Genomic DNA, 22,711 nt, shown 5'->3' with positions numbered 1-22,711 from the left:
TGGCGCGGCTCCGGGGCTCTTCGTCGTTCACGGACGGTTCAGGAGGCGCGGGCCAGTCCCCGGTTGATCGCCCGCGCCCACAGGGGCCCGCGGTAGATGAAGGCGGTGTAGCCCTGGACGAGGGTGGCGCCCGCGTCGAGGCGCTCGCGCACGTCGTCGGCCGTCTCGACTCCTCCGACGGAGATCACGCAGAAGGCAGCGGGGACGACGCCCCGGATCACGCGGAGAACCTCGAGCGAGCGCGCGGCCAGCGGAGCACCGGAGAGGCCACCGGCTCCGGCCGCCTCGATCACGGCAGGATCGGTCGAGAGGCCCTCCCGCGAGAGTGTCGTGTTGGTCGCGATGATCCCGTCCAGCCCCAGGCGGACGGCGAGCTCGGCGACCCGGCCGACCTCGTCGTCGGAGAGGTCGGGAGCGATCTTGACCAGCAGGGGCGTCGTGTCGGCGGCGTCCTTCACAGCGGCGAGGAGCGGCTCGAGGCGGTCGATCTCCTGCAGGCCGCGGAGCCCGGGGGTGTTCGGCGAGCTGACGTTCACGACGAGGTAGTCGGCGAGCGGTGCGAGCAGGCGCGTGCTGATCAGGTAGTCCTCGATCGCGTCGTCCACCTCGACCACCCGGCTCTTGCCGATGTTCACGCCGATCACCGGGCGCCGGCGGGCGCTGCGCAGCCGGACGAGCCGCTGCGCCGCGGCCTCGGCCCCGTGGTTGTTGAAGCCCATCCTGTTGACGACGGCACGGTCCGCGATCAGCCGGAAGAGGCGCGGCCGGTCGTTGCCCGGCTGCGCCCGAGCGGTCAGGGTCCCGACCTCGACGTGTCCGAAGCCGAGCGCGCCGAAGCCCAGGACCGCGGTGGCGTCCTTGTCGAAGCCGGCCGCGACGCCGAACGGGGTCTCGAAGCGGAGCCCGAGCGTCTCGACCGCGGGCGTTCCGCGCGGAACGGTCGCCCGGCGCAGGATCGGCGCGAGGGCTCCGAGGGCCCGGATCACCGGGAAGCTCAGATGGTGCGCCCGCTCCGGGTCGAGGCGGCGCAGGACGGTGCGGAACAGGAGCGGGTACACCCGGGCCTCAGATCTCGTCGGCGCTGTGGGGCACGGAGGTGCGCTCGGCGCGGAGCAGGGTGATCGCCGACTCGAAGTCGTCCAGCGAGTCGAACGCCTGGTAGACGCTCGCGAAGCGGAGGTAGGCGACCTCGTCGAGCTCGCGCAGCGGCGGGAGGATGGCGAGGCCGATGTCGTTCGCGTCGATCTGCGAGGCGCCCGTGGAGCGGATGCTCTCCTCCACCCGCTGCGCGAGCACGGCCAGATCGGTGTCGGTGACGGGCCGGCCCTGACAGGCCTTCCGGACGCCGCTGACGATCTTCTCGCGACTGAACGGCTCCACGACTCCGCTGCGCTTGATCACGACGAGGCTCGCCGTCTCGGTCGTCGAGAAGCGCCGGCCGCAGGACGGGCACTGCCGGCGGCGGCGGATCGAGAGGCCGTCGTCGCTCGTGCGCGAGTCGATCACGCGGGAGTCGGGGTGCCGGCAGAAGGGGCAGAACATCGAGGGCCTCTCGGTCTCAGGCGAAGCGGGCGTCGACGGCGTCGCCGTGGGCGGGCAGCGCCTCGGCGTCGCTGAGAGCGCGGATGTGCGGGGCGACGCGCTCGAGCGCACCGCGGTCGTACGAGATCAGCTGCTGCGGCCGGAGGAAGGTGTAGGCGCCGAGCCCGGAGGAGAAGCGCGCCTGCCCCAGCGTCGGGAGCACGTGGTTGGAGCCGGCGAGGTAGTCGCCCAGGCTCACCGGGGTGGTCGGGCCGAGGAAGATCGCGCCGGCGTCGTGGATCCGCGCGGCCGTCGCGACGGGGTCGGCCGTGTGCAGCTCGAGGTGCTCGGGGCCGTAGGCGTCGCTGAACGCGCAGGCGAGCTCGAGGTCGTCGACGATCACGAGCGCGGACTGCGGGCCGTCGAGCGCGATCGCCACGCGCGCCGCGTGGTGGGTGGCGGCGGCCTGCACGGCCACCTCGCGCTCGACCGCGGCGGCGAGCTCGGCGCTGTCGGTGACCAGGACGGCTGAGGCGGCCTCGTCGTGCTCGGCCTGGCTCACCAGGTCCGCGGCGACCAGGCGCGGGTCGGCGGAGTCGTCGGCGATCACGAGGATCTCGGTCGGGCCCGCCTCGGAGTCGATGCCGACCTGGCCGAGCACCTGGCGCTTCGCGGTGGTGACCCAGACGTTGCCCGGTCCGGTGATGATGCTGACGGGGTCCAGCCCGATCGAGTCGACGCCGTAGGCCAGGGCGGCGACTGCTCCGGCGCCTCCGACCGCGTAGACCTCGTCGATGCCGAGCAGCGCGGCAGCCGCGAGGATCGTGGGGTGGACGGAGCCGCCGAACGCCTTCTGGGGAGGCGAGACCAGGGCGATGGAGGCGACTCCGGCGGCCTGCGCGGGCACGGCGTTCATGACGACGCTCGACGGGTAGACGGCTTTGCCGCCGGGGACGTACAGGCCGGCGCGGGCCACGGGCTGCCAGCGCTGGGTGACCGTGGCGCCGTCGTCGAGCTCGGTGGTGCGGGGCGGGGGGATCTGGGCGGCGCTGGCGCGGCGGACGCGCGCGATCGCCTCCTCGAGTGCGCGGCGGATCGCCGGGTCGAGGCGGTCGAGGGCTTCGGCGATCTGCTCGGCGCGCACTCGGAGGTGCGGGGGGCGCACGCCGTCCAGCCGCTCCGCCTGGTCGAGGAGCGCCTCCGCGCCGCGCTCGCGGACGTCGGCGATCAGCTCGGCGACGACGGGCCCGACGGCGGCGGACGTGCCCGGATTGCGGGGCACGAGGGCGAGGAGCTCGGCGGAGGAGGGACGACGGCCGCGGAGGTCGAGAGTCTGGATCATGGCCGCCCCAGTCTACGCGCCGCCCTCCCCCGCTCCCTCGCCGCGGGCTACCCCGCACGGCCTCGATACGCCGCCCCGCGGCTACTCGACAACCGGGAGGACACCGGCGGCCGCATGCTCGCCCTCCGATCCCCCACCCTGTCGCCCCGTCCCCCCGAGGCGAACGGCCGATCCACGTCCCAGCGGATCGCCGTAGCCGGACGCAGGACGCTCTACAGAACCCCGCCACCCTCCCCAGCCGACCGCCGAGCCGGGCAGGGACCGGCTCGCCGAAGACACGGCGAACAGCCGATCCGCGTCCCAGCGGATCGCCGTAGCCGGACGCACGACGCTCTGCGAGACCTCACCACCCTCCCCAGCCGACCGCGCCGAGCCGGGCAGGGACCGGCTCGCCACAGACACGGCGAACCGGCGATCCGCGTCCCAGCGGATCGTCGTAGCCGGACGCACGACGCTCTGCGAGACCTCACCACCCTCCCCAGCCGACCGCGCCGAGCCGGGCAGGGACCGGCTCGGAATTCAGTACAGACAGTTAGGGCCCAGCAGGCTCTTCAGCTCGCCGAAGAGGTCGGGGGTGATGCGCACGGGGAACGGCACCTCGAACACGCGGGCTGTGTCGCCCTTGATCAGCTTCAGCCGCACCTCGGTCTGGCCGGAGTGGCGGATGAGCACGTCGCTGAGCTGCGAGACCGTGTCGGTGGTCGCGCGCGACTCGGGCATCGAGACGGTGAGCGGTCCGGCGTCGCCGTCCTGGCTCATCTCGGGGGCGAACAGGCTGAACGCGTGCAGGTTCATCCCGTCGTCGCGCATGCTGACGCGGCCTCTGACGACGACGATGGAGTCGTTCGTGAGCGCCGGGGCGAACTCCTGGTACGCCTTCCCCATGAACATGCAGGTGATCTCGCCGCCGAAGTCCTCGACCTGGATCATCCCGTACTGGTTGCCGGAGGCCTTGGCCATGCGGTGCTGGACGCTCGTGACGAGGCCCGCGACGACCACGGTCTCGCCGTCGGCGATCGTCTCCGAGATCAGCAGGTCGGCGATCGTCGTGCTGTAGTGCTTGGCGAGCTCGGTTTCGAGTCCGGCGAGCGGGTGGTCGGACACGTAGAGGCCGAGCATGTCGCGCTCGAAGGCGAGCTTGTCGCGCTTGGCCCATTCCGGCCGCTCGGGCACCTGGATCGCGGCCTGCGGCTCGTCCCAGAGGCTGTCGAAGTCGAAGCCGACCTGGCCGTTCGCCTCGTTGCGCTTCTCCCCCACCGCCGCTTCGACGGCGTCCTCGTGCACCTCGACCAGGGCACGGCGGGTCGAGCCGAGCGAGTCGAAGGCGCCGGCCTTGATCAGCGACTCGATCGTGCGCTTGTTGGTCACCTGCAGCGGCACCTTGCGGAGGAAGTCGTGGAACGTCTCGAAGCGCCCCTTCTCCTCGCGGGCGGCGCGGATGCCCTCGACGACGTTCATGCCGACGTTGCGCACGGCGCCGAGGCCGAAGCGGATGTCGGTGCCGACCGCGGTGAAGAAGCCGATCGACTCGTTGACGTCCGGCGGGAGCACCTTGATCCCCATCCGCCGGCACTCGTTGAGGTAGGCGGCCATCTTGTCCTTGGAGTCGCCGACGCTGGTGAGCAGCGCGGCCATGTACTCCGCGGGGTAGTGCGCCTTGAGGTACGCCGTCCAGTAGGAGACGACGCCGTACGCCGCCGAGTGCGCCTTGTTGAAGGCGTAGTCGGAGAAGGGCAGCAGGATGTCCCAGAGGGTCTTGACGGCCTCCATCGAGTACCCGTTGGCGATCATGCCGCCCGAGAAGCCCTCGAACTGCTTGTCCAGCTCGGACTTCTTCTTCTTGCCCATCGCGCGCCGCAGCAGGTCGGCCTGCGCGAGCGTGAAGCCTGCGAGCTTCTGCGCGATCGACATGACCTGCTCCTGGTACACGATCAGGCCGTAGGTCCCGCCGAGCACCTCCGAGAGCGGCTCCTCGAGCTCCGGGTGGATCGGGGTGATCTGCTGCACGCCGTTCTTGCGCAGCGCGTAGTTGGTGTGGGAGTCGGCGCCCATCGGGCCCGGCCGGTAGAGCGCGAGGACCGCGGAGATGTCCTCGAAGTTGTCGGGCTTCATCAGGCGGAGCAGGCCGCGCATCGGGCCGCCGTCGAGCTGGAAGACGCCGAGCGTGTCGCCGCGGGCGAGGAGGTCGTAGGCGGCCTGGTCGTCGAGCTCGAGGTCCTCGAGCACGAGGTCCTGTCCGCGGTTGGCGCGGATGTTGTCGAGGGCGTCGTCGATGATCGTGAGGTTCCGCAGCCCCAGGAAGTCCATCTTGATCAGCCCGAGCGACTCGCACGCGGGGTAGTCGAACTGCGTGACGATCTGGCCGTCCTGCTCCCGCTTCATGATCGGGATGATGTCCAGCAGAGGATCGCTGGACATGATGACGCCGGCCGCGTGCACGCCCCACTGGCGCTTGAGGTTCTCGAGCCCGAGCGCGGTGTCGAAGACCAGCTTGGCCTGCGGGTCCTCGGCGATGACGTTGCGCACGTCGAGCGCTTCCTTGTAGCGCGCGTGGGAGGGGTCGTTGATGCCGCTGAGCGGGATGTCCTTGCCCATGATCGCGGGCGGCATCGCCTTCGTCAGCTTCTCGCCCATCCCGAACGGGAAGCCGAGCACGCGTGAGGCGTCCTTGAGCGCCTGCTTCGCCTTGATGGTGCCGTAGGTGACGATCTGCGCGACGCGCTCGTCGCCGTACTTCTCGGTGACGTAGCGGATGACCTCGCCGCGGCGACGGTCGTCGAAGTCGACGTCGAAGTCGGGCATGGAGACCCGGTCGGGGTTGAGGAAGCGCTCGAAGATCAGGCCGTGGCGCAGCGGGTCGAGATCGGTGATCTTCATCGCGTAGGCCGCCATCGAGCCGGCGCCGGAGCCGCGGCCCGGGCCGACGCGGATGCCGTTGCGCTTGGACCAGTTGATGAAGTCGGCGACCACGAGGAAGTAGCCGGGGAAGCCCATCTGCAGGATGACGCGGGTCTCGTAGTCCGCCCGGTCGCGCACCTCCTGGGAGATGCCGTCCGGGTAGCGCTCGCGCAGTCCGGCCTCGACCTCCTTCACGAACCAGGTGTCCTCGGTCTCGCCCTCCGGGACGGGGAAGCGGGGCATGTAGTTCGCCGAGGTGTCGAACTGGACGTCGCAGCGCTCGGCGATGAGGAGCGTGTTGTCGCAGGCCTCGGGGTGGTCGCGGAAGACCTGGCGCATCTCGCGCGGCGACTTGAGGTAGAACTCGTCCGCGTCGAACTTGAAGCGCTTGGGGTCGTCGAGCGTCGTCCCGGACTGCACGCAGAGCAGCGCCGCGTGCGAGGTCGCGTCGTGCGCGTGGGTGTAGTGCAGGTCGTTGGTGGCGACCAGCGGGAGGTCGAGGTCCTTCGCGAGCCGGATGACGTCGCCGATCACGCGCCGCTCGATGTCGAGGCCGTGATCCATGATCTCGGCGAAGAAGTTCTCCTTGCCGAAGATGTCGCGGTAGTCGGCGGCCGCCTGGCGCGCCTCCTTGTACTGGCCGAGGCGCAGGCGCGTCTGGACCTCGCCGCTCGGGCATCCCGTGGTGCCGATCAGGCCCTCGGAGTACTGCGAGAGGATCTCGCGGTCCATGCGCGGCTTGAAGTAGTAGCCCTCGATCGATGCGCGCGAGGAGAGGCGGAAGAGGTTGTGCATGCCCGTCGTGGTCGAGCTGAGCAGCGTCATGTGGGTGTACGCGCCGGAGCCGGACACGTCGTCCCCTCCGCCGTCGCCCCAGCGGATGCGGGTCTTGTCGGAGCGGTGCGTCCCCGGGGTGAGGTAGGCCTCGGTGCCGATGATCGGCTTGATCCCCGCCGCCGTCGCGGTGCGCCAGAAGTCGAAGGCGCCGAACACGTTCCCGTGGTCGGTCACGGCGATGGCCGGCATGCCCTCCTCGACCGCCGCGTCGATCAGCGGCTTCACTCGCGCCGCACCGTCGAGCATCGAGTACTCGCTGTGCACGTGGAGGTGGACGAAGGAATCGTTACTCGGCAAGGATGCGCCTCCGGCGGACTGCGGGCAGGGGAGGGATGGCCGGCGACCCGGGAGGGCCCGTGGACACGGCGGGAAGAAGTCTAACCGCGCCGGACGCGGGTCCGGCCGGGAGAGCGCGGATCACTCCCCGCGCAGCACCTCGAGGGCGTGCACGAGGTCGTCGGGGTAGGACGCCTCGAACTGCACCCACTCCCCCGAGCCCGGGTGGGTGAAGCCGAGCCGGACCGCGTCGAGCCACTGGCGGGTGAGGCCGAGCCGCTTCGAGAGGGTCGGATCGGCGCCGTACATCGCGTCGCCGACGCACGGGTGGCGCTGCGCGGCCATGTGCACGCGGATCTGGTGCGTGCGGCCGGTCTCGAGGTGGATCTCGAGGAGGGAGGCGAACGGGAAGGCCTCGATGGTCTCGTAGTGGGTCACCGAGGGCTTGCCGTCGGCGCGGACCGCGAACTTCCAGTCCGAGGACGGGTGGCGGCCGAGCGGGGCGTCGATCGTGCCCGCGAGCGGATCGGGGTGGCCCTGCACGACGGCGTGGTACACCTTCTCGACCGTCCGGTCGTGGAACGCGCGCTTGAGGTGCGTGTAGGCGCGCTCGGACTTCGCGACGACCATGAGGCCGCTCGTGCCGGCGTCGAGCCGGTGCACGATGCCCGCGCGCTCGGCCGCACCGGAGGTCGACACGGTGAAGCCCGCGGCGGCGAGGGCGCCGAGCACCGTCGGTCCCTCCCAGCCCACGGCGGGGTGCGCGGCCACGCCGACGGGCTTGTCGATCACCACGATGTCGTCGTCGTCGTGCACGATGCCGAGGCCGGGGACCGCCATCGGCACGATCCGCGGCTCCTCGCGCGGGCTCCACTCGACGCTCAGCCAGGTGCCGGCGTGCACGCGGTCGCTCTTGTCGAGGACGCGGCCGTCGGCGCTCACTCCGCCCGCCTCGGCGACGTCGGCCGCGAAGGTGCGCGAGAAGCCGAGCAGCTTCGCGACGGCCGCATCCACGCGCAGGCCGTCGAGCCCGTCCGGGACCGGCAGCTCTCGGGACTGCACCATCAGCGTCCGCCGGGTCGGTCGGCGTCGCGGGCCGCCTCCTCGACGGAGGGGGCCGCTGCGGGCGCGTCCGCGCCGGAGGTGGCGGGCGCGCCGTCCTCGGACGGGTCCTGCACCTGCTCGTCGCGGCCGGCACGGTCCCGGCTGCCGTCGAGGCCGACTCCCCGCACGCTCAGGAGGACGAAGAGCGCCATCGCCGTGCAGATCGCGATGTCGGCGACGTTGTAGATCGCCGGGAGCAGCCACGGCGTGAAGAGGAAGTCGACGACGTGTCCGAGCCCGAAGGACGGCTCGCGGAACAGCCGGTCGAAGAGATTGCCGAGCGTGCCGCCGAGCAGCAGGCCGAAGAAGACGCCCCACGCGGTGGAGCGGATCCGGCGCGAGAACCAGATCACGGCGACGACGACGCACGCCGCGATGATCGAGAAGATCCAGGTCGACCCGCTCGCGAGGGAGAAGGCGGCGCCCGGGTTCTTCACGTAGTGCAGGATCAGGACGTCGCCGAGCACGTGGACGTCCTCGCCCAGGGTCAGGTTCGTCGTGACCAGGAACTTCGCGGTCTGGTCGACCGCGAAGACCGCGAGCGCGACGAGGCCGAGGGTGACGAGCACCCTCGGCCTGACGTCCGCTGCGGCGGGACTACGCCCCAAAGCCCGACAGCGAGGACTCCGTCGACGCCGGCTGGGTGTCGAGGTCGCGGAGCTGGCCCTCGATGTAGCTCTTCAGCTTCTGGCGGTACTCGCGCTCGAAGGTGCGGAGCTCATCGATGCGGTGCTCGACCGTCGCGCGCTCCTCCTCGAGCTTCGCGACCTGCTGGCGCTGCTTGGCCTCGGCCTCGGCGACGATGCGGGCGGCCGTGGCGCGGCCCTCGGCGACGAGCGCGTCGCGCTTCTCTGCACCCTCGCGCACGTGCTCCTCGTGGAGGCGGCGGGCGAGCTGCAGGAGTCCGCTGGAGCTCTCCGCCTCGTCGACCGGAGCCGACTGCGAGGAGCTGACGGGGGCGACGACCGGTGCGGGAGCCGGGGTGGGCTCGGGCTCGGGCTGCGGCTCCGGCTCGGGTGCCTCGTCGACCACCGGGGCGGGAGCAGGAGTGCTCTCGCGCTGGGCGTCGGAGACTCGGGCGTCCGAGGGGCGGCTGTCGCCGGAGGAGAGGCGCTGACGCAGCTCCTCGTTCTCCTGGTTCAGGCGGCGGAGCTCCACGACGACCTCGTCGAGGAAGTCGTCGACCTCGTCCTGGTCGTATCCCTCGCGGAACTTGGTCGGCTGGAACCGCTTGTTGACAACGTCTTCGGGAGTGAGCGCCATGGCTTTCCACCTTCGATTTCAAGTAGGTACACGTCTAACAACGCGCGACTAAAGCTAGCAACTTCAGGCGCACGGCGCAGTGCTGACACCGCGGGGAACGTCCGGACGTGCCAACGATACAGGGACGGTCAGGCGCGCTGCAGCCACGTGGCGATGTACATGCCGACGATGACGCAGAGCATGGTGAGGCTCCAGCCGAAATCGAGGGCGATCGGGCCGATCGAGACCGGCTTGATCAGACGTCGGAAGAAGCCGATCGGCGGGTCCGTGACGGTGTAGACGCCCTCCGCGGCGACGAGGCCGGCACCGCGGGGGCGCCAGTCGCGTCGGATCACGCGGACGAGGTCGAGCACGAACCGCGCCCACATCGCGAAGAAGTAGAGCAGCAGCACGAAGTACAGGACGCTCCCGAGGAGCGAGACGACGGAGGTCACCGGGGGCCAGGGCTCCCCGGGATCAGGACTTCGCGAAGAACGACGCGTCGGCGTCGCTCTCGGCGGAGGCGGAGTCGCCGGCGACGGTGATGTGCGACGGCGAGAGCAGGAAGACCTTGCTCGTCACGCGCTCGATACGGCCGTAGAGGCCCTGCGAGAGTCCACTCGCGAAGTCGATGAGGCGGCGGGCGTCCGCATCGCTCATCTGCGAGAGGTTGATGATCACGGGGATGCCGTCGCGGAAGTTCTCCGCGATGACCTGCGCGTCGCGGTACTGCTTCGGGTGGACGGTGAGGATCTCGTTCATCTCGGCGGGTGCCGTCGCCTTCGGGGTCTGGGGGGTGGGCTTGCGGAGCGGGGTGACCGTCGCGCGGGGCTGCTGCACCGGCTCGACGGGAGGGACGGGCTGCACCGGGGAGACCGGTGCGCGGTGGGCCGTCGCCGGGGCCGCCTCGACGGGCTCTGCGCGCTCGTACTCGACCTCTTCGTCGGCGAGTCCGAGGTAGACCATCGTCTTCTTGAGCGGGTTGGCCATGGGGTGTCCTCCGTGTCGTGTGTGCTCCCACAGGTGGGTCACCACGAGGTTAGGTGCGGGTGGGGCGTTCTCCGGTGATTGCCGACCCGATTCGCAGGTGTGTCGCACCCTCCGCGATCGCCTCGGCGAAGTCGTTCGACATGCCCGCCGAGATCGCCGTGGCGGAGGGCTCGACGGCGCTCACCCGGTCGGAGATCGACCGGAGCCGGGCGAACGCGGCGCGGGGCTCCTCGTCCAGCGGGGCGACCGCCATCACGCCGCGCAGCACCAGGCCGGGCGCCTTCGCGAGGGCCTCGGCGAGGGGCTCGACGTCGGCGGGCGACGCTCCCCCGCGGTCGGGATCCTCGGTGAGGTTGACCTGCAGGAACACGTCGAGCGCATGCTCCCCCGCCTCCAGGAGCGGCACGAGTGCGAGCCGGTCGACGGAGTGGACCGCGTCGGCGTACCGGCGCACCTGGCGCGCCTTCTTGCTCTGGAGCTGCCCGATGAAGTGCCAGCGCGCAGCGGTCCCGGCCAGCTCGGCCGACTTCTCCTGCGCCTCCTGGTGCCGGTTCTCGCCGAAGTCGACGACGCCCAGCTCGAGGAGGTCGCGGAGCAGCGACACGGGGTGGAACTTGGTCACCACGATCGTCGTGACCGAGGAGGCCTCGCGACCGGCCGAGCGGGTCGCATCGGCGACCCGCTCGGAGACCTCGGCCCAGCGCGCGGCCAGCTCCGGATCCGGCACGACTACTTGAGGAAGTCGGGGATGTCCAGGTCGCTGTCGTCGTCGTCGAAGGACGGGTCGGCGACAGGAGCCGGGGCGGCGACGGGGGTGCTCGACCAGATCGAGCCGGCCGCGGGGGCGGCGGCGGGAGCCGGGACGGGCTCGGCGGCCGACTCGCTCGCCGAGCTCTGCTGCTGGCGGGGCTGGGCGATCGCGGCCTGAGCCGTCCCGCCCGGCTCTCCGCCGTCGAAGCCCGCGGCGATGACGGTGACGCGCACCTCGTCGCCGAGCGTGTCGTCGATCACGGCGCCGAAGATGATGTTCGCCTCGGCGTGCACCGCCTCCTGGACGAGGCGCGCGGCGTCGTTGATCTCGAAGATGCCGAGGTTCGAGCCGCCCTGGATCGAGAGGAGCACGCCGTGCGCGCCGTCGATGCTGGCCTCGAGCAGCGGCGAGGCGACGGCCAGCTCGGCGGCCTTGATCGCGCGGTCGGCGCCGCGCGACGAGCCGATGCCCATCAGCGCCGAGCCCGCGCCCTGCATGACCGACTTCACGTCGGCGAAGTCGAGGTTGATCAGGCCGGGGGTGGTGATCAGGTCGGTGATGCCCTGGACACCGGCGAGGAGCACCTGGTCGGCGGTCGCGAAGGCCTCGAGCATCGAGATGCCGCGGTCGCTGATCTCGAGCAGGCGGTCGTTCGGGACGACGATGAGGGTGTCGACCTCGTTCTTCAGCGTCGCGACGCCGGCCTCGGCCTGCGTCTGGCGACGGCGGCCCTCGAACCCGAAGGGCTTGGTCACGACGCCGATGGTGAGGGCGCCGATCGACTTGGCGATGCGCGCGACGACGGGCGCGCCGCCGGTGCCGGTGCCGCCGCCCTCGCCCGCGGTGACGAAGACCATGTCGGCCCCCGCGAGGACCTCCTCGATCTCCTCGGCGTGGTCCTCGGCGGCGCGGCGGCCGACCTCGGGATCGGCGCCGGCGCCGAGTCCGCGGGTCAGCTCGCGGCCCACGTCGAGCTTGACGTCGGCGTCGCTGAGCAGGAGCGCCTGGGCGTCCGTGTTGATCGCGATGAATTCGACACCGCGCAGGCCGAGCTCGATCATGCGGTTGACGGCGTTGACGCCGCCACCGCCGATGCCGACGACCTTGATCACGGCGAGGTAGTTCTGGTTTGAAGTCACGTCTCCGGCCTCCGGGCTGAACCTTAAACCTGTAGTTGAGGCTTAAAGTTATGCTGAGTATGCATTTGGGGTTCGGCTCCGACGGTAGGCGGAGTCGGGTCGCGCTCCCAGCAGACACGCCCGCAACGCTCGAAAGAACCCGCGGATCCGCTGCCGGTCACGGACGGGGCGCCACGACGGCGGCCTGGGGCGAGGACACGTCGTAGGTGCCGACGACGGCGGGGTCGGTCGCGGCCATCAGCTTCTCGAGCACGACGGCCTTGAGCGCCGACTCGTCCGACCCGCCCCAGACGACGGTCGTGCCGTTCTGCAGGGTGAGCGAGACGTCGTCGCCGGTCGTGGCGGTGGCGGCCGTCACCTGCGGAGCGAGCGATGCGGGCAGGGAGCGCAGCACCCGCGCGGTCGCGCGGAAGCCGGCCCCGGAGGCGTCTCCGGACACAGTGGTGAGGACCGGGTAGCCGGGCTGCGCCGAGTCCGCCGTCTCGATGACGACTCCGGCCGCGTCCACCAGCTCGAAGCGGCCCCCCGCCGCGATCACGCCGAGGGGCGTGCGCTCGACGATCGACACCACGAGGGTGCTCGGCGGCCGGGTCTGCACCGAGTAGCTCTGGATGAGCGGGGACGCGCCCAGCACGCGGCCGACCTCGTCCCGGTCCACGAGGGTGAGCGGGACGCCGAGCTGGTCGTCGAGCTCGCCCTGCAGGGCGGCCGCGTCGACGCGCTGGGTGCCCGAGATCTCGATCGTGCGCACGGCCATGAGCGGCGAGAAGGCCGCGACTCCGACGATCAGGGCGAGGGCGACGAGCGACCCGGCCACGACGAGGGCGATCAGGCGGCGCCGACGTGCGCGCTTCGTGAACCGGCGGACCTCTCCCCGCTCGTAGCGCCTCCGCTCGCGGGCGGCGCGGGAGACGGCCCGGTTCTCGGCGCCGGGCAGGCGCAGGCCCGAGAGGGTGCTGCGGACGGCGCCCGCGCGCGACGGAGTGCGCCCGGCCGGCTCCGGGTCCAGGCGGATCGCGGAGACGATCCGGATCGGCTCCGTGTCCGGCTCCGGCTCTCCGCCGCGCGTCGGGACGCTGCGACCGGGCGCCGGAGGGCGTGTGCTGTCGGGCCGCTTCACGGCCGCTCCCCCGCAGCGGGCGCGAGGACCGCGGTCATCGTGCGACCGGCGCGGCCTCGCTCGCGCCGAGCGACTCGAGCACCTGCGGGATGATCCGGTAGACGTCGCCGCAGCCGAGGGTGATGACGAAGTCGCCCTCGCGCGCGATCCGGGCCGTGAGGCGGGCCGCCTCCGCCCAGTCCGGGACGAACGAGACGTGCGACGGGTCGGCGAACTTCTCGCTGACCAGCGCGCCGGTCACTCCGGGCTCCGGATCCTCGCGCGCCCCGTAGACGTCGAGGACGACCGTCTCGTCGGCGTAGCGCTCGAGCGTCTCGGCGAACTCGCGGGCGAAGAGGCGGGTGCGGCTGTAGAGGTGCGGCTGGTGCACCGCGATGATGCGGCCCTCGCCGACCACGGTGCGGGCCGCGGAGAGGGCGGCGGCCACCTCGGTGGGGTGGTGGGCGTAGTCGTCGTAGACGCTGACGCCGCGGACCGCTCCGTGCAGCTCGAAGCGGCGCTCCGTGCCGCCGAACGCGGACACGGCCTCGAGCGAGGCGGCCGGATCGAAGCCCAGACCCACCAGCACCGCGAACGCGCCGGCCGCGTTGATCGCGTTGTGCCGGCCGGGGATGCGCAGGCGGGCCGAGTAGCGCCGGCCCTCGTACTCGACGGAGAAGCCGACGGGGCCCACGAGGTCGAGGTCGACGACACGGACGTCCGCTCCCTCGGCCTCGCCGAAGGTCAGCACCCGGCGGCCCTCCAGCCGCTCGGAGACGCGGACGGCGCCGGGGTCGTCGGAGGAGATGACGACGAGCTCGCTCGCTGAGGAGCCGAAGGTGACGAAGGCCTCCTCGAACGCCTCCAGCGATCCGTAGTGGTCGAGGTGGTCCGGGTCGACGTTCGTGATGAGGGCGACCGCGGTGTCGTAGAGGAGGAAGCTGCCGTCCGACTCGTCGGCCTCGACGACGAAGACCTCGCCGGAGCCGGCGGCGGACGAGGTGCCGAGGCTCTCGATGATGCCGCCGTTGACGAAACTGGGGTCGGCGTCGACGCCGAGCAGGCCGGTGACGATCATGCCGGTCGACGTCGTCTTGCCGTGCGCTCCGGCCACCGCGACCAGGCGCTTGCCGCGCACCAGCCAGGCGAGGGCCTGCGAGCGGTGCAGCACGGGCAGACCGCGCTCCTTCGCGAGCAGGTACTCCGGGTTGTCGGGCCACAGGGCGGAGGTGACGACGACCGCCTCGGCGTCCCCGAGGTTCGCCGCGTCGTGGCCGATGGCGACCGGGATCCCGAGCTCCCGCAGCTGCTCGACGGGGTGGGACTCGCGGACGTCGGACCCGGTGACCCGGTGCCCGGCGTGGTGGAACAGCCGCGCGATCCCGCTCATCCCGGAGCCGCCGATGCCGATGAAGTGGACCGAGCCGAGCTCGTCGGGGACGGTGATGCCGAGGTCGGGCTTGATCACGGGGCTCTCGCTTTCGGGTGGGTCGCGGCGGGCGGAAGGGGCCTCCCGCGGTGCGCCGGATCAGTGTAGACGGTGGGTGGGAGTGCTCTCCCGAGCCGCGCGGAGCGGGCTCAGCGCGGTGCGGAGAGGCTCGACTCGATCAGGTCGACGAGCCGCCCGGAGCCGTCGCGGACGCCGACGCGGGCGGCCCTGCGCGCCATCTCGTCGCGACGGGCGCTGTCGCCCAGGAGCGGCACGAGCTCCCGCTCGACCCAGCCGGGCAGGAAGGCGGCGTCCTCGACGAGGACCGCTCCTCCGGCGTCGACGACGCCGCGCGCGTTGAAGCGCTGCTCGCCGTTGCCGACCGGGTACGGGACGTAGACCGCGGGCAGGCCGAGCGCCGTCAACTCGCTGACGGTCGCCGCACCCGCGCGGGAGACCGCCACGTCCGCGGCCGAGAGCGCGAGGTCCATCCGGTCGCAGTAGGCGAGGAGGTGGTAGCCGGCGACGCCCGGGTCCGTGATCTCGGCGCGGTCGCCCGTGATGTGAAGGACCTGGAAGCCGGTGGCGACGAGATCCCGGGCGGCGGCGTGCACCGTCGCGTTGATGCGTCGAGCGCCGAGGGAGCCGCCGGTGACCAGGAGGGTCTGCCGGGACGGGTCGAGGCCCAGCGCGGCCATCGCCTCGTCGCGGCGCGCGGCCCGGTCGAGCTCGGCGATCTCTCGGCGCAGCGGCATGCCGACGACCCGCGCGTGCGGCAGGGGCGTGCCCTCGAAGGCGACGCCGACCGAGCGGGTCGCGCGCGCGCCGAGGCGGTTGGCGAGCCCGGGACGCGCGTTGGCCTCGTGCACCGTGAAAGGAACGCCGGCGCGGCGGGCCGCCAGGTAGGCGGGTGCCGCGGCGTACCCGCCGAAGCCGACCACCGCGTCGATCCGCCGGTCCCGGATCGTCCGGACGATGCCGGCGATGGTCGCGCGGAAGGCTCCGGGGAACCGCAGCGCCGCCGCGTTCGGGCGCCGCGGGAACGGCAGCCGCGGGATCACCGAGAGCTCGTAGCCGCGGAGGGGGACGAGGCGGGCCTCGAGCCCCTCCGCGGTGCCGAGCACGAGCACCTCGTCGTCCGGGTTCCGCGAGCGGATCTCGTCGGCCGTCGCGAGCAGCGGATTGACGTGGCCGGCGGTGCCGCCGCCGGCGAGGAGGTAGCGGGTCACTCCGCCGCCGCCTTCCTGCGGCGCAGCACGCCCGCGCCGGGCAGGGGCGCGGTCTGGGTGCGGGCGAAGGAGAGGACGACGCCGATGGCGAGGAGCGAGCTGAGCAGGGCGGTGCCTCCGGAGGAGATCAGCGGCAGCGGGACCCCCAGCACCGGGAGCACCCCGAGGACCACGCCGATGTTGACGAACGCCTGGCCGATCAGCCAGACCATGATCGCGCCGGTGCTGATCCGCACGAACGGATCGGCGGACGCGTGGATGACGCGGAAGAAGGCGACCGCGAGGACCACGAACAGCGCCAGGACGACGATCGCTCCGATCAGCCCGAGCTCCTCGCCGATGATGGCGAAGATGTAGTCGTTGTCGGCGGCGGGCAGCCAGGACCACTTGGCCTTGGAGTTGCCGAGGCCCACTCCGAAGATCCCGCCGGAGGCCATGGCCCAGGTGCCGTGCACCGGCTGCCAGCACGAGTTCTGGTACTCCTCGACGTTGGAGCAGTCGCCGAGGAAGGACATGATCCGGGTGAGGCGGTTGTCGCTGGAGACGGCGAACAGCACCGCTCCGATCGCGCCGACCACCACGATCGGCACGAGGACCTTCATCTGCACGTTCGCGTAGAAGAGCGCGGCGAGGACGATGCCCGCCATGATCACGACCGTCCCCAGGTCGCCGCCGATGAGGACCAGGCCGATCGCGGCGCCGCCGACGATCAGGACGGGGATGAGCGCGTCCTTCCAGTCCTTGGGCGACCGGTAGCGGCGGGCGAGCAGGAGCCCCAGCCAGAGGGCGAGGGCGAGCTTGATGATCTCGGAGGGCTGCATGCTGAAGGCGCCGAGGCGGATCCAGTTGCGGTTCCCGCCGACGGAGTCGCCGAGCGGCGTGAAGAGCACGAGGCACTGGAGGACGCAGCCGGCGATGAGCAGGATCGGCGTCACGCGCTTCCACACGCCGAGGGGCAGCCGTGAGACCACCAGCATCATCGGGATCCCGAGGAGGGCGAACCCGCCCTGGCGCAGGAAGCCGCCGAAGGAGTCGTCGCTCGACACGTAGGAGGTGACCGAGGAGGAGGAGAGCACCATCGTCAGCCCGAACAGCACCAGGAAGAGCGTGGTGCCGAAGAGGAGGTAGAAGTTCGGCGAGTGGGACGCGAAGACCTTCGACAGGACGATCCGCGCGGAGCGCGCCCCGCCCCGGTCCTTCCCGCGCGGCTCAGTGCGCGAGCGGCCCGAGGGGCGGCTCGTCGTCGGAGCGGTCATCGGCTCCCCCTCCCAGGTATGTCGCCACGGCGGCCGCGAAGGAGCGGCCCCGAGCCGCGTAGTCGAGGAACTGGTCCATCGAGGCCGCGGCGGGTGCGAGCAGGACGACGTCCCCCGAGCGGGCGAGCGTCGCGGCGGCCTCGACGGCCGCCTGCATCACCGCACCAGTGTCGTCCGGCACCACCTCGCTCACGGGGAGGGCGGGCGCGTGTCGTCGGAATGCCCCGAGCAGCGCCGAGCGGTCGGCGCCGATCACCACGGCGCCCCGCAGGCGGCCGACGTGCGCGGCCACGAGGGCGTCCACGTCGACTCCCTTGAGCAGCCCTCCGACGACCCAGACGACCGACGGGTACGCGCGCAGCGAGGCGTCTGCGGCGTGCGGGTTCGTGGCCTTGGAGTCGTTCACCCAGGTCACCCCGTCGCGCTCGGCGACGACCTGGATGCGGTGGGCGTCGAGCTCGAAGGCCGCCAGCGCCGTCCGGACGGCCGCGACCTCGATCCCGCACGCTCGGGAGAGCGCCGCTGCGGCGAGCACGTTCTGGACGATGTGCGGAGCGGCGAGGTGGCGTGCGGCGAGCTCGTCCACGGTGGTGATCTCGAGCGCGCTGGTGCGACGGTCCTCGAGGAAGGCGCGGTCGCAGAGGATGCCGTCGACGATCCCGAAGTCGCTCGGGCCGGGGACGCCGAGGCCGAACCCGATCGCGCGGGCGCCCTCCACCACCTCGGCGTCGAGCACCATCTGCTCGGTCGCCGCGTCGGCGCGGTTGTACACGCAGGCGACGCGGGTGCCCGCGTAGACCTTGCCCTTGGCCGCGCGGTAGGCCTCGAACGAGCCGTGCCAGTCGAGGTGGTCGTCGGCGATGTTGAGGCACGTGCTCGCGATCGGCTCGATCGCGCCCAGGTAGTGTAGCTGGTAGCTCGAGAGCTCCACGACGAGGACGTCGAAGCCCTGCGGGTCGCGGACCGCGTCGAGCACGGGGACGCCGATGTTGCCGCAGGGAGCGGCGCGGAGGCCGCCGGCCACGAGCATCGTCGCCGTGAGCTGGACGGTCGTGGTCTTCCCGTTGGTGCCGGTGACGGCCACCCAGTCGGCCGGAGTGCCGTCGGCGCGCACGACCTTGTCGCGGACGCGCCAGGCGAGCTCGACGTCGCCCCACACGGGGATCCCGGACTCCGCCGCCCACACGAGGATCGGGTGCGTCGGCCGGAAGCCGGGCGACACCACGACCAGCTCCGGTGCGAACGAGAGCAGCTCCTCCGGAGCGGAGTCGAGGCGGTCGGCCCGGTGCAGGCGGGCGCCGATCACCTCGAGCAGGCGCTCGCGCTCCTCGTCGGCGCGGTCGGCGAGGACCAGCACCTCGGAGCCGAGCTCGGTCAGCGTGTCGGCCACCGAGAACCCGGTGACGCCCAGGCCCAGCACGGCGACGCGCAGGCCCCGCCAGTCCGAGTGCCAGCTGCGGAGGGAGTCGGGACGGGCGGGATCGGTCATGCCAGCGACAGCCATTCCAGGTAGAAGAGCCCGACGCCGGCGGCGACGAAGATGCCGGCGATGATCCAGAACCGGACCACCACGGTGATCTCGGCCCAGCCCTTGAGCTCGAAGTGGTGGTGCAGCGGGCTCATCAGGAAGATGCGCTTGCCCCGGGTCAGCTTGAAGTAGATCCGCTGGAGGATGACCGATCCGGTCACGATGACGAACAGGCCGCCGATGAGGATGACGAGCAGCTCGGTGCGGGTGAGGATCGCCAGGGCTGCGAGCGCGCCGCCGAGGCCGAGCGAGCCGGTGTCGCCCATGAAGATCTGCGCCGGCGAGGTGTTCCACCAGAGGAAGCCCACCAGGGCGCCGGAGACGGCGGCCGCGATGATCGCCAGGTCGAACGGATCGCTCACCTGGTAGCACTTGTCGACGACCTCGGGGTTGAGGTGCTGGTCGAAGCACCACTGGTTCGACTGCCAGAACCCGATGATGACGTAGGACCCGATCGCGAGGATCGAGGATCCGGTCGCGAGTCCGTCGAGCCCGTCGGCGACGTTCACGCCGTTCGACGTGCTGGTGACGATGATGCAGATCCACAGCACGAACAGGCCGATGCCGATCCAGCCGAGGGAGGCGAAGTCGAACGGCAGGTCGCGGATGAACGAGATCGAGGTCGAGGCGGGGGTGAGCCCGTTGGAGTCGCGGACCATGATCGCGATCACGGCGAAGGCCGCGGCGACGATGATCTGGCCGGCGATCTTCGCCCAGCCGCCGAGGCCGAGGCTGCGCTGGTTGCGGGTCTTGAGGAAGTCGTCGACGAAGCCCACGAGTCCGAGCCCGACCATCATGAAGAGCACCAGCAGGGCCGACGGCGCGATGGCCCGGTTGCCGAACAGCATCCCGAGGAAGTAGCCGACCACGGTGCCGATGATGATGACGATGCCGCCCATCGTCGCCGTGCCGTGCTTGACGTGGTGCGACTTCGGTCCGTCCTCGCGGATGAACTGCCCCCACTGCAGGCGGTGGAAGAGGCGGATGAACAGGGGCGTCATCAGGAGCGTGAAGGCTCCGGAGAACGCGCCGGACAGGAGGAGTGCCCTCATCGGTGACGCTCCCCGAGACGGTCGGCGAGGAAGCGCAGCCCCGCGGAGTTGGACGACTTGACCAGCACGGTGTCGCCGGGTTGCAGGTAGTCCTCGAGGAGGTCGAACGCCTCGTCGGAGGTCTCCGCGAAGACGGACTCACCGCTCCACGACCCCTCGCGCTCGGCCGCGACGTGGATCCGGCGGGCGCCCCGGCCCACCACCACGATCTGGGAGATGTTGAGGCGGACGGCCAGCAGGCCCACGCGCTCGTGCTCCTCGTCCGCCCACTCGCCGAGCTCGCTCATCTCGCCCAGGACGGCGACGGTGCGCCCCCCGGGCTTCGCGATCTGGGCGAGGGTGCGCAGGGCGGCCGCGGTGGAGTCGGGGCTCGCGTTGTACGCGTCGTTGATGACGCGGACGTCCTCGCCGCCCAGGACCTCCATGCGGCCGCGCTCGGCGAGAGTGACGGTCGCGAGCGCGTCGACGATCGCGGGCAGCGCCACTTCGACGGAGAGCGCGGCGGCGGTCGCCGCGAGGGCGTTCATCACGTGGTGCTCGCCGAGGACGCGCAGCAGGAGCTCGGCGCGAGCGGCCTCGCGGCCCTCCCCCGCGGAGACCTCGATGGCGAAGCGGGTGCCGTCGGCGGTCGCGTCGATGTCGACGGCGCGGACGTCCGCGCTCTCGCCGCGGCCGAACCAGAGGACCCGGGCGGCGGTGCGGCCCGCCATCGAGGCGACCCGGCCGTCGTCGGCGTTCAGCACGGCGACGTCGTCGGCCGTGAGGTCGGCGACCATCTCGGTCTTGGCCTCGAGCGTGCGCTCGATCCCGCCGAACTCGCCGGCGTGAGCGAGGCCCACGGCGAGGACGACGCCGACGTCGGGCCTGGCCATCCGGACGAGGCGGCGGATCTCGCCGACCGCGCTCGCGCCCATCTCGGCGACGAGGAAGCGCGTCGACTCGGACACCTGGAGCATCGTGATCGGCGCGCCGACCTCGTTGTTGAAGGATCCGCGCGGCGCGACCGTCTCGCCGACCCGCTCGAGGACGGTGCGGAGGAGGTTCTTGGTCGTCGTCTTGCCGTTCGAGCCGGTGACGCCGATGACCGTGAGTCCGCCCTTCGCGCGGACGCGGCGGACGACCTCGGTCGCCAGGGCGCCGAGCGCCTCGACGGAGTCGTCGACGAGGATCTGCGGCACGTCGAGGTCGAGCGGGCGCTCCACGATGAGGAGTGCGGCACCGCGCTCGAGGGCGGCGGGCGCGAAGAGGTGGCCGTCCGTGTGCTCGCCGCGCTTGGCGACGAAGATCCCGCCGGGCGCGATCTCGCGGGAGTCGGTCTCGGTCGCTCCGTCGATCACGGTGGCGGCCGTGGCGGACGAGCCGGCCAGGTGGAGGCGTCCGGAGACGGCCTCGGCGATCTCGGTGAGGGTGAGCGCGATCATCTACAGCCAGCCCGCCTCGCGCAGCGCGTGCCGGACGTCGTCTCTGGCCGAATACGGCATGTGCACTCCTGCGATCTCCTGGTGGTCCTCGTGGCCGGGCCCGGCGTAGAGGATCGAGTCCCCTTCGCGCGCGAGGGCGACGGCGGCGCGCACGGCGGCACGCGGGTCGGCGATCTCGTGGATCTCCCGGTCGGGCACGGCGGCCCGGGCGCCCTGGAGGAGCGCGGCGCGGATGGCGGCCGGATCCTCCCAGCGCGGGTGGAAGTCGGTGACGACCACGACGTCGGCGAGACGTGCGGCGATGGCGCCCATGTCGCCCCGCTTGGTCGTGTCGCGGTCCCCGTCCGCCCCGAACACCATGAACAGGCGGCCGGGCGTGATGGCCCGCAGTGCCTCGAGCGCGTTCTGGAACGCGTCCGGGGTGTGGCCGTAGTCGACGTAGACGCGCGGTCCGCGCTCCCCCGAGACGAGCTCGGCGCGGCCCGGGATGTAGACGTCGAGACGGCTGTCCTCGAGCGCGTGCGCGATGGCGTCCAGGTCGAAGCCCGACTCCACCAGCATCACGATCGCCAGTGCGGCGTTGGACGCCATGTACCAGCCGATCAGCGAGACGGTGACGACGACGGAGCGGTTCTCGGGCCCCTCCAGGCGGAAGGTGGTGCTGTCGGGCGTCGCGTCCAGCACCGTCATCGACCAGTCGGCGGGCGTCGTCGGGGCGACCCCGACGACCGGCGAGCCGGCGAGCGTCGCGACGGGGATGCGGCTGCGCTCGGCGAGCTCGCGCCCCCACGCGCTGTCGACAGTGACGACGCCGCGGCGTGCGCGCTCCGGCTCGAAGAGGTCGGCCTTGGCCTCGAAGTACTCGCGCAGATCCGTGTAGTCGTCGAGGTGGTCGTGGCTGAGATTGGTGAAGCCGACGACGTCGAAGACGAGCCCGTCGATCCGGTGCCTCGTGAGCGCCTGCGCCGAGACCTCGATGGAGACCGCGCGGACGGCGGACTCGCGCATCCGCGCGAGCAGGCCGTGCAGCTCGCTCGCCTCGGGAGTGGTCAGGGAGCTCACCACCGCGACGTCGCCGATCCGGCGCTCGGCGGTGGAGCTCAGACCCGAGACGACTCCGAGCCGGCGCAGCAGCGCATCGAGGATGTAGACGACGCTCGTCTTGCCGTTGGTCCCCGTCACGCCGAAGAGCGTCGGGACGTCCTCGCGGGTGCGGTGGATCCAGGCGGCGACGTCGCCGAGGGCGGCCCGCGGGTCGGGGGTCACCAGCACGGGCAGGCCGCTGTCGGCGGCGAACTCCGCTCCGGCGGGATCGGTCAGCACGGCGACGGCTCCGGACGCCGCGGCCGCGGACGCGAAGGCCGCGCCATGGGCACGACGTCCTGCGACACCGACGTAGAGGTCTCCGGACTCGACCTGGTTCGAGTCCAGCGTGACTCCGCTCACCTCGACGCCCTCGAGGCCGCGGACCGGGCCGAGGGAGAACTCGGCGACGAGCTGCGAGAGGCTCCGCGGCACGGGGTGCTCGGGGCGGAGGGAGGACTGCGGGCGAGGGTCGTGCACTGCCCGCTCTTTCTCTCGTTCTGATGCGTGGATC

At 71.8% G+C, this 22,711-nt stretch carries 19 protein-coding genes; all 19 read right to left on the bottom strand.

The annotated features are described in order from the left end of the window. Positions 1-38: 38 nt before the first annotated feature. Positions 39-1,058: a quinone-dependent dihydroorotate dehydrogenase gene (locus GSU45_RS07060; protein ID WP_159913833.1), complete on the bottom strand. Its 1,020-nt coding sequence runs from the start codon at positions 1,056-1,058 to the stop codon at positions 39-41. Positions 1,059-1,065: 7 nt separating this feature from the next. Continuing rightward, positions 1,066-1,542: a transcriptional regulator NrdR gene (gene nrdR / locus GSU45_RS07055; RefSeq protein ID WP_104224657.1), complete on the bottom strand. Its 477-nt coding sequence runs from the start codon at positions 1,540-1,542 to the stop codon at positions 1,066-1,068. A 16-nt stretch (positions 1,543-1,558) separates the two neighbouring features. Beyond that, complete coding sequence (hisD, locus tag GSU45_RS07050; RefSeq protein WP_159913831.1) at positions 1,559-2,863, bottom strand: histidinol dehydrogenase; 1,305 nt, start codon at positions 2,861-2,863, stop codon at positions 1,559-1,561. Between the two features lie 519 nt (positions 2,864-3,382). Beyond that, on the bottom strand, positions 3,383-6,895 hold the full coding sequence (dnaE, locus tag GSU45_RS07045) for a DNA polymerase III subunit alpha (RefSeq protein ID WP_159913829.1): 3,513 nt from the start codon (positions 6,893-6,895) through the stop codon (positions 3,383-3,385). A gap of 120 nt (positions 6,896-7,015) precedes the next feature. Further along, a complete protein-coding gene (locus tag GSU45_RS07040; RefSeq protein WP_159916953.1) occupies positions 7,016-7,936 on the bottom strand; it encodes an RluA family pseudouridine synthase in 921 nt (306 codons plus the stop codon). 2 nt (positions 7,937-7,938) lie between these two features. Further along, positions 7,939-8,547 carry a signal peptidase II gene (lspA, locus tag GSU45_RS07035; protein WP_159913827.1) on the bottom strand — a complete coding sequence of 203 codons (609 nt, stop codon included), beginning with the start codon at positions 8,545-8,547 and terminating at the stop codon, positions 7,939-7,941. 28 nt (positions 8,548-8,575) lie between these two features. Then, a complete protein-coding gene (locus tag GSU45_RS07030; protein ID WP_159913825.1) occupies positions 8,576-9,241 on the bottom strand; it encodes a DivIVA domain-containing protein in 666 nt (221 codons plus the stop codon). A gap of 128 nt (positions 9,242-9,369) precedes the next feature. Then, entirely contained in the window at positions 9,370-9,675 is a 306-nt protein-coding gene (locus tag GSU45_RS07025) for a YggT family protein (RefSeq protein WP_258059242.1), read from the bottom strand. A gap of 22 nt (positions 9,676-9,697) precedes the next feature. After that, positions 9,698-10,210 carry a cell division protein SepF gene (sepF, locus tag GSU45_RS07020; protein WP_104222599.1) on the bottom strand — a complete coding sequence of 171 codons (513 nt, stop codon included), beginning with the start codon at positions 10,208-10,210 and terminating at the stop codon, positions 9,698-9,700. 49 nt (positions 10,211-10,259) lie between these two features. Further along, positions 10,260-10,937 (bottom strand): YggS family pyridoxal phosphate-dependent enzyme, encoded by a 678-nt coding sequence (locus tag GSU45_RS07015; protein WP_159913823.1) that lies wholly within the window; start codon positions 10,935-10,937, stop codon positions 10,260-10,262. Positions 10,938-10,939: 2 nt separating this feature from the next. Next, entirely contained in the window at positions 10,940-12,100 is a 1,161-nt protein-coding gene (ftsZ, locus tag GSU45_RS07010) for a cell division protein FtsZ (RefSeq protein WP_104222597.1), read from the bottom strand. A 157-nt stretch (positions 12,101-12,257) separates the two neighbouring features. Beyond that, on the bottom strand, positions 12,258-13,220 hold the full coding sequence (locus GSU45_RS07005) for a cell division protein FtsQ/DivIB (protein ID WP_159913821.1): 963 nt from the start codon (positions 13,218-13,220) through the stop codon (positions 12,258-12,260). Positions 13,221-13,254: 34 nt separating this feature from the next. Next, the gene (gene murC, locus GSU45_RS07000; RefSeq protein WP_159913819.1) at positions 13,255-14,667 is read right to left on the bottom strand and encodes a UDP-N-acetylmuramate--L-alanine ligase; all 1,413 of its coding nucleotides are present in this window, start codon (positions 14,665-14,667) and stop codon (positions 13,255-13,257) included. A 110-nt stretch (positions 14,668-14,777) separates the two neighbouring features. Then, positions 14,778-15,857: a UDP-N-acetylglucosamine--N-acetylmuramyl-(pentapeptide) pyrophosphoryl-undecaprenol N-acetylglucosamine transferase gene (locus GSU45_RS06995; protein ID WP_159913817.1), complete on the bottom strand. Its 1,080-nt coding sequence runs from the start codon at positions 15,855-15,857 to the stop codon at positions 14,778-14,780. Beyond that, positions 15,854-17,113: a putative lipid II flippase FtsW gene (ftsW, locus tag GSU45_RS06990; protein WP_159913815.1), complete on the bottom strand. Its 1,260-nt coding sequence runs from the start codon at positions 17,111-17,113 to the stop codon at positions 15,854-15,856. The genes GSU45_RS06995 and ftsW overlap by 4 nt, the downstream gene beginning before the upstream one ends. Beyond that, a complete protein-coding gene (murD, locus tag GSU45_RS06985; protein ID WP_159913813.1) occupies positions 17,067-18,602 on the bottom strand; it encodes a UDP-N-acetylmuramoyl-L-alanine--D-glutamate ligase in 1,536 nt (511 codons plus the stop codon). Before murD ends, ftsW begins: the two co-directional genes overlap by 47 nt. Continuing rightward, complete coding sequence (mraY, locus tag GSU45_RS06980) at positions 18,599-19,693, bottom strand: phospho-N-acetylmuramoyl-pentapeptide-transferase (protein WP_104261331.1); 1,095 nt, start codon at positions 19,691-19,693, stop codon at positions 18,599-18,601. Before mraY ends, murD begins: the two co-directional genes overlap by 4 nt. Further along, positions 19,690-21,114, bottom strand: coding sequence for a UDP-N-acetylmuramoyl-tripeptide--D-alanyl-D-alanine ligase (murF, locus tag GSU45_RS06975; protein WP_159913811.1), 1,425 nt, complete (start codon positions 21,112-21,114; stop codon positions 19,690-19,692). Before murF ends, mraY begins: the two co-directional genes overlap by 4 nt. Next, positions 21,115-22,677 (bottom strand): UDP-N-acetylmuramoyl-L-alanyl-D-glutamate--2,6-diaminopimelate ligase, encoded by a 1,563-nt coding sequence (locus GSU45_RS06970; protein ID WP_159913809.1) that lies wholly within the window; start codon positions 22,675-22,677, stop codon positions 21,115-21,117. Positions 22,678-22,711 lie beyond the last annotated feature (34 nt).

Source organism: Rathayibacter sp. VKM Ac-2801 (assembly GCF_009834245.1).
Lineage (GTDB): Bacteria > Actinomycetota > Actinomycetes > Actinomycetales > Microbacteriaceae > Rathayibacter.
The sequence above is the reverse complement of the archived record's forward strand: the minus strand, read 5'-3'. Positions and strand labels throughout refer to the sequence as shown.

Bases quoted from the DNA above. Each gene is read 5' to 3' on its own strand.
- nrdR (WP_104224657.1), bottom strand. From the start codon at position 1,542: ATGTTCTGCCCCTTCTGCCGGCACCCCGACTCCCGCGTGATCGACTCG.
- hisD (WP_159913831.1), bottom strand. From the start codon at position 2,863: ATGATCCAGACTCTCGACCTCCGCGGCCGTCGTCCCTCCTCCGCCGAG.
- GSU45_RS07030 (WP_159913825.1), bottom strand. From the start codon at position 9,241: ATGGCGCTCACTCCCGAAGACGTTGTCAACAAGCGGTTCCAGCCGACC.
- sepF (WP_104222599.1), bottom strand. From the start codon at position 10,210: ATGGCCAACCCGCTCAAGAAGACGATGGTCTACCTCGGACTCGCCGAC.
- ftsW (WP_159913815.1), bottom strand. From the start codon at position 17,113: ATGACCGCTCCGACGACGAGCCGCCCCTCGGGCCGCTCGCGCACTGAG.
- murD (WP_159913813.1), bottom strand. From the start codon at position 18,602: ATGACCGATCCCGCCCGTCCCGACTCCCTCCGCAGCTGGCACTCGGAC.
- mraY (WP_104261331.1), bottom strand. From the start codon at position 19,693: ATGAGGGCACTCCTCCTGTCCGGCGCGTTCTCCGGAGCCTTCACGCTC.
- murF (WP_159913811.1), bottom strand. From the start codon at position 21,114: ATGATCGCGCTCACCCTCACCGAGATCGCCGAGGCCGTCTCCGGACGC.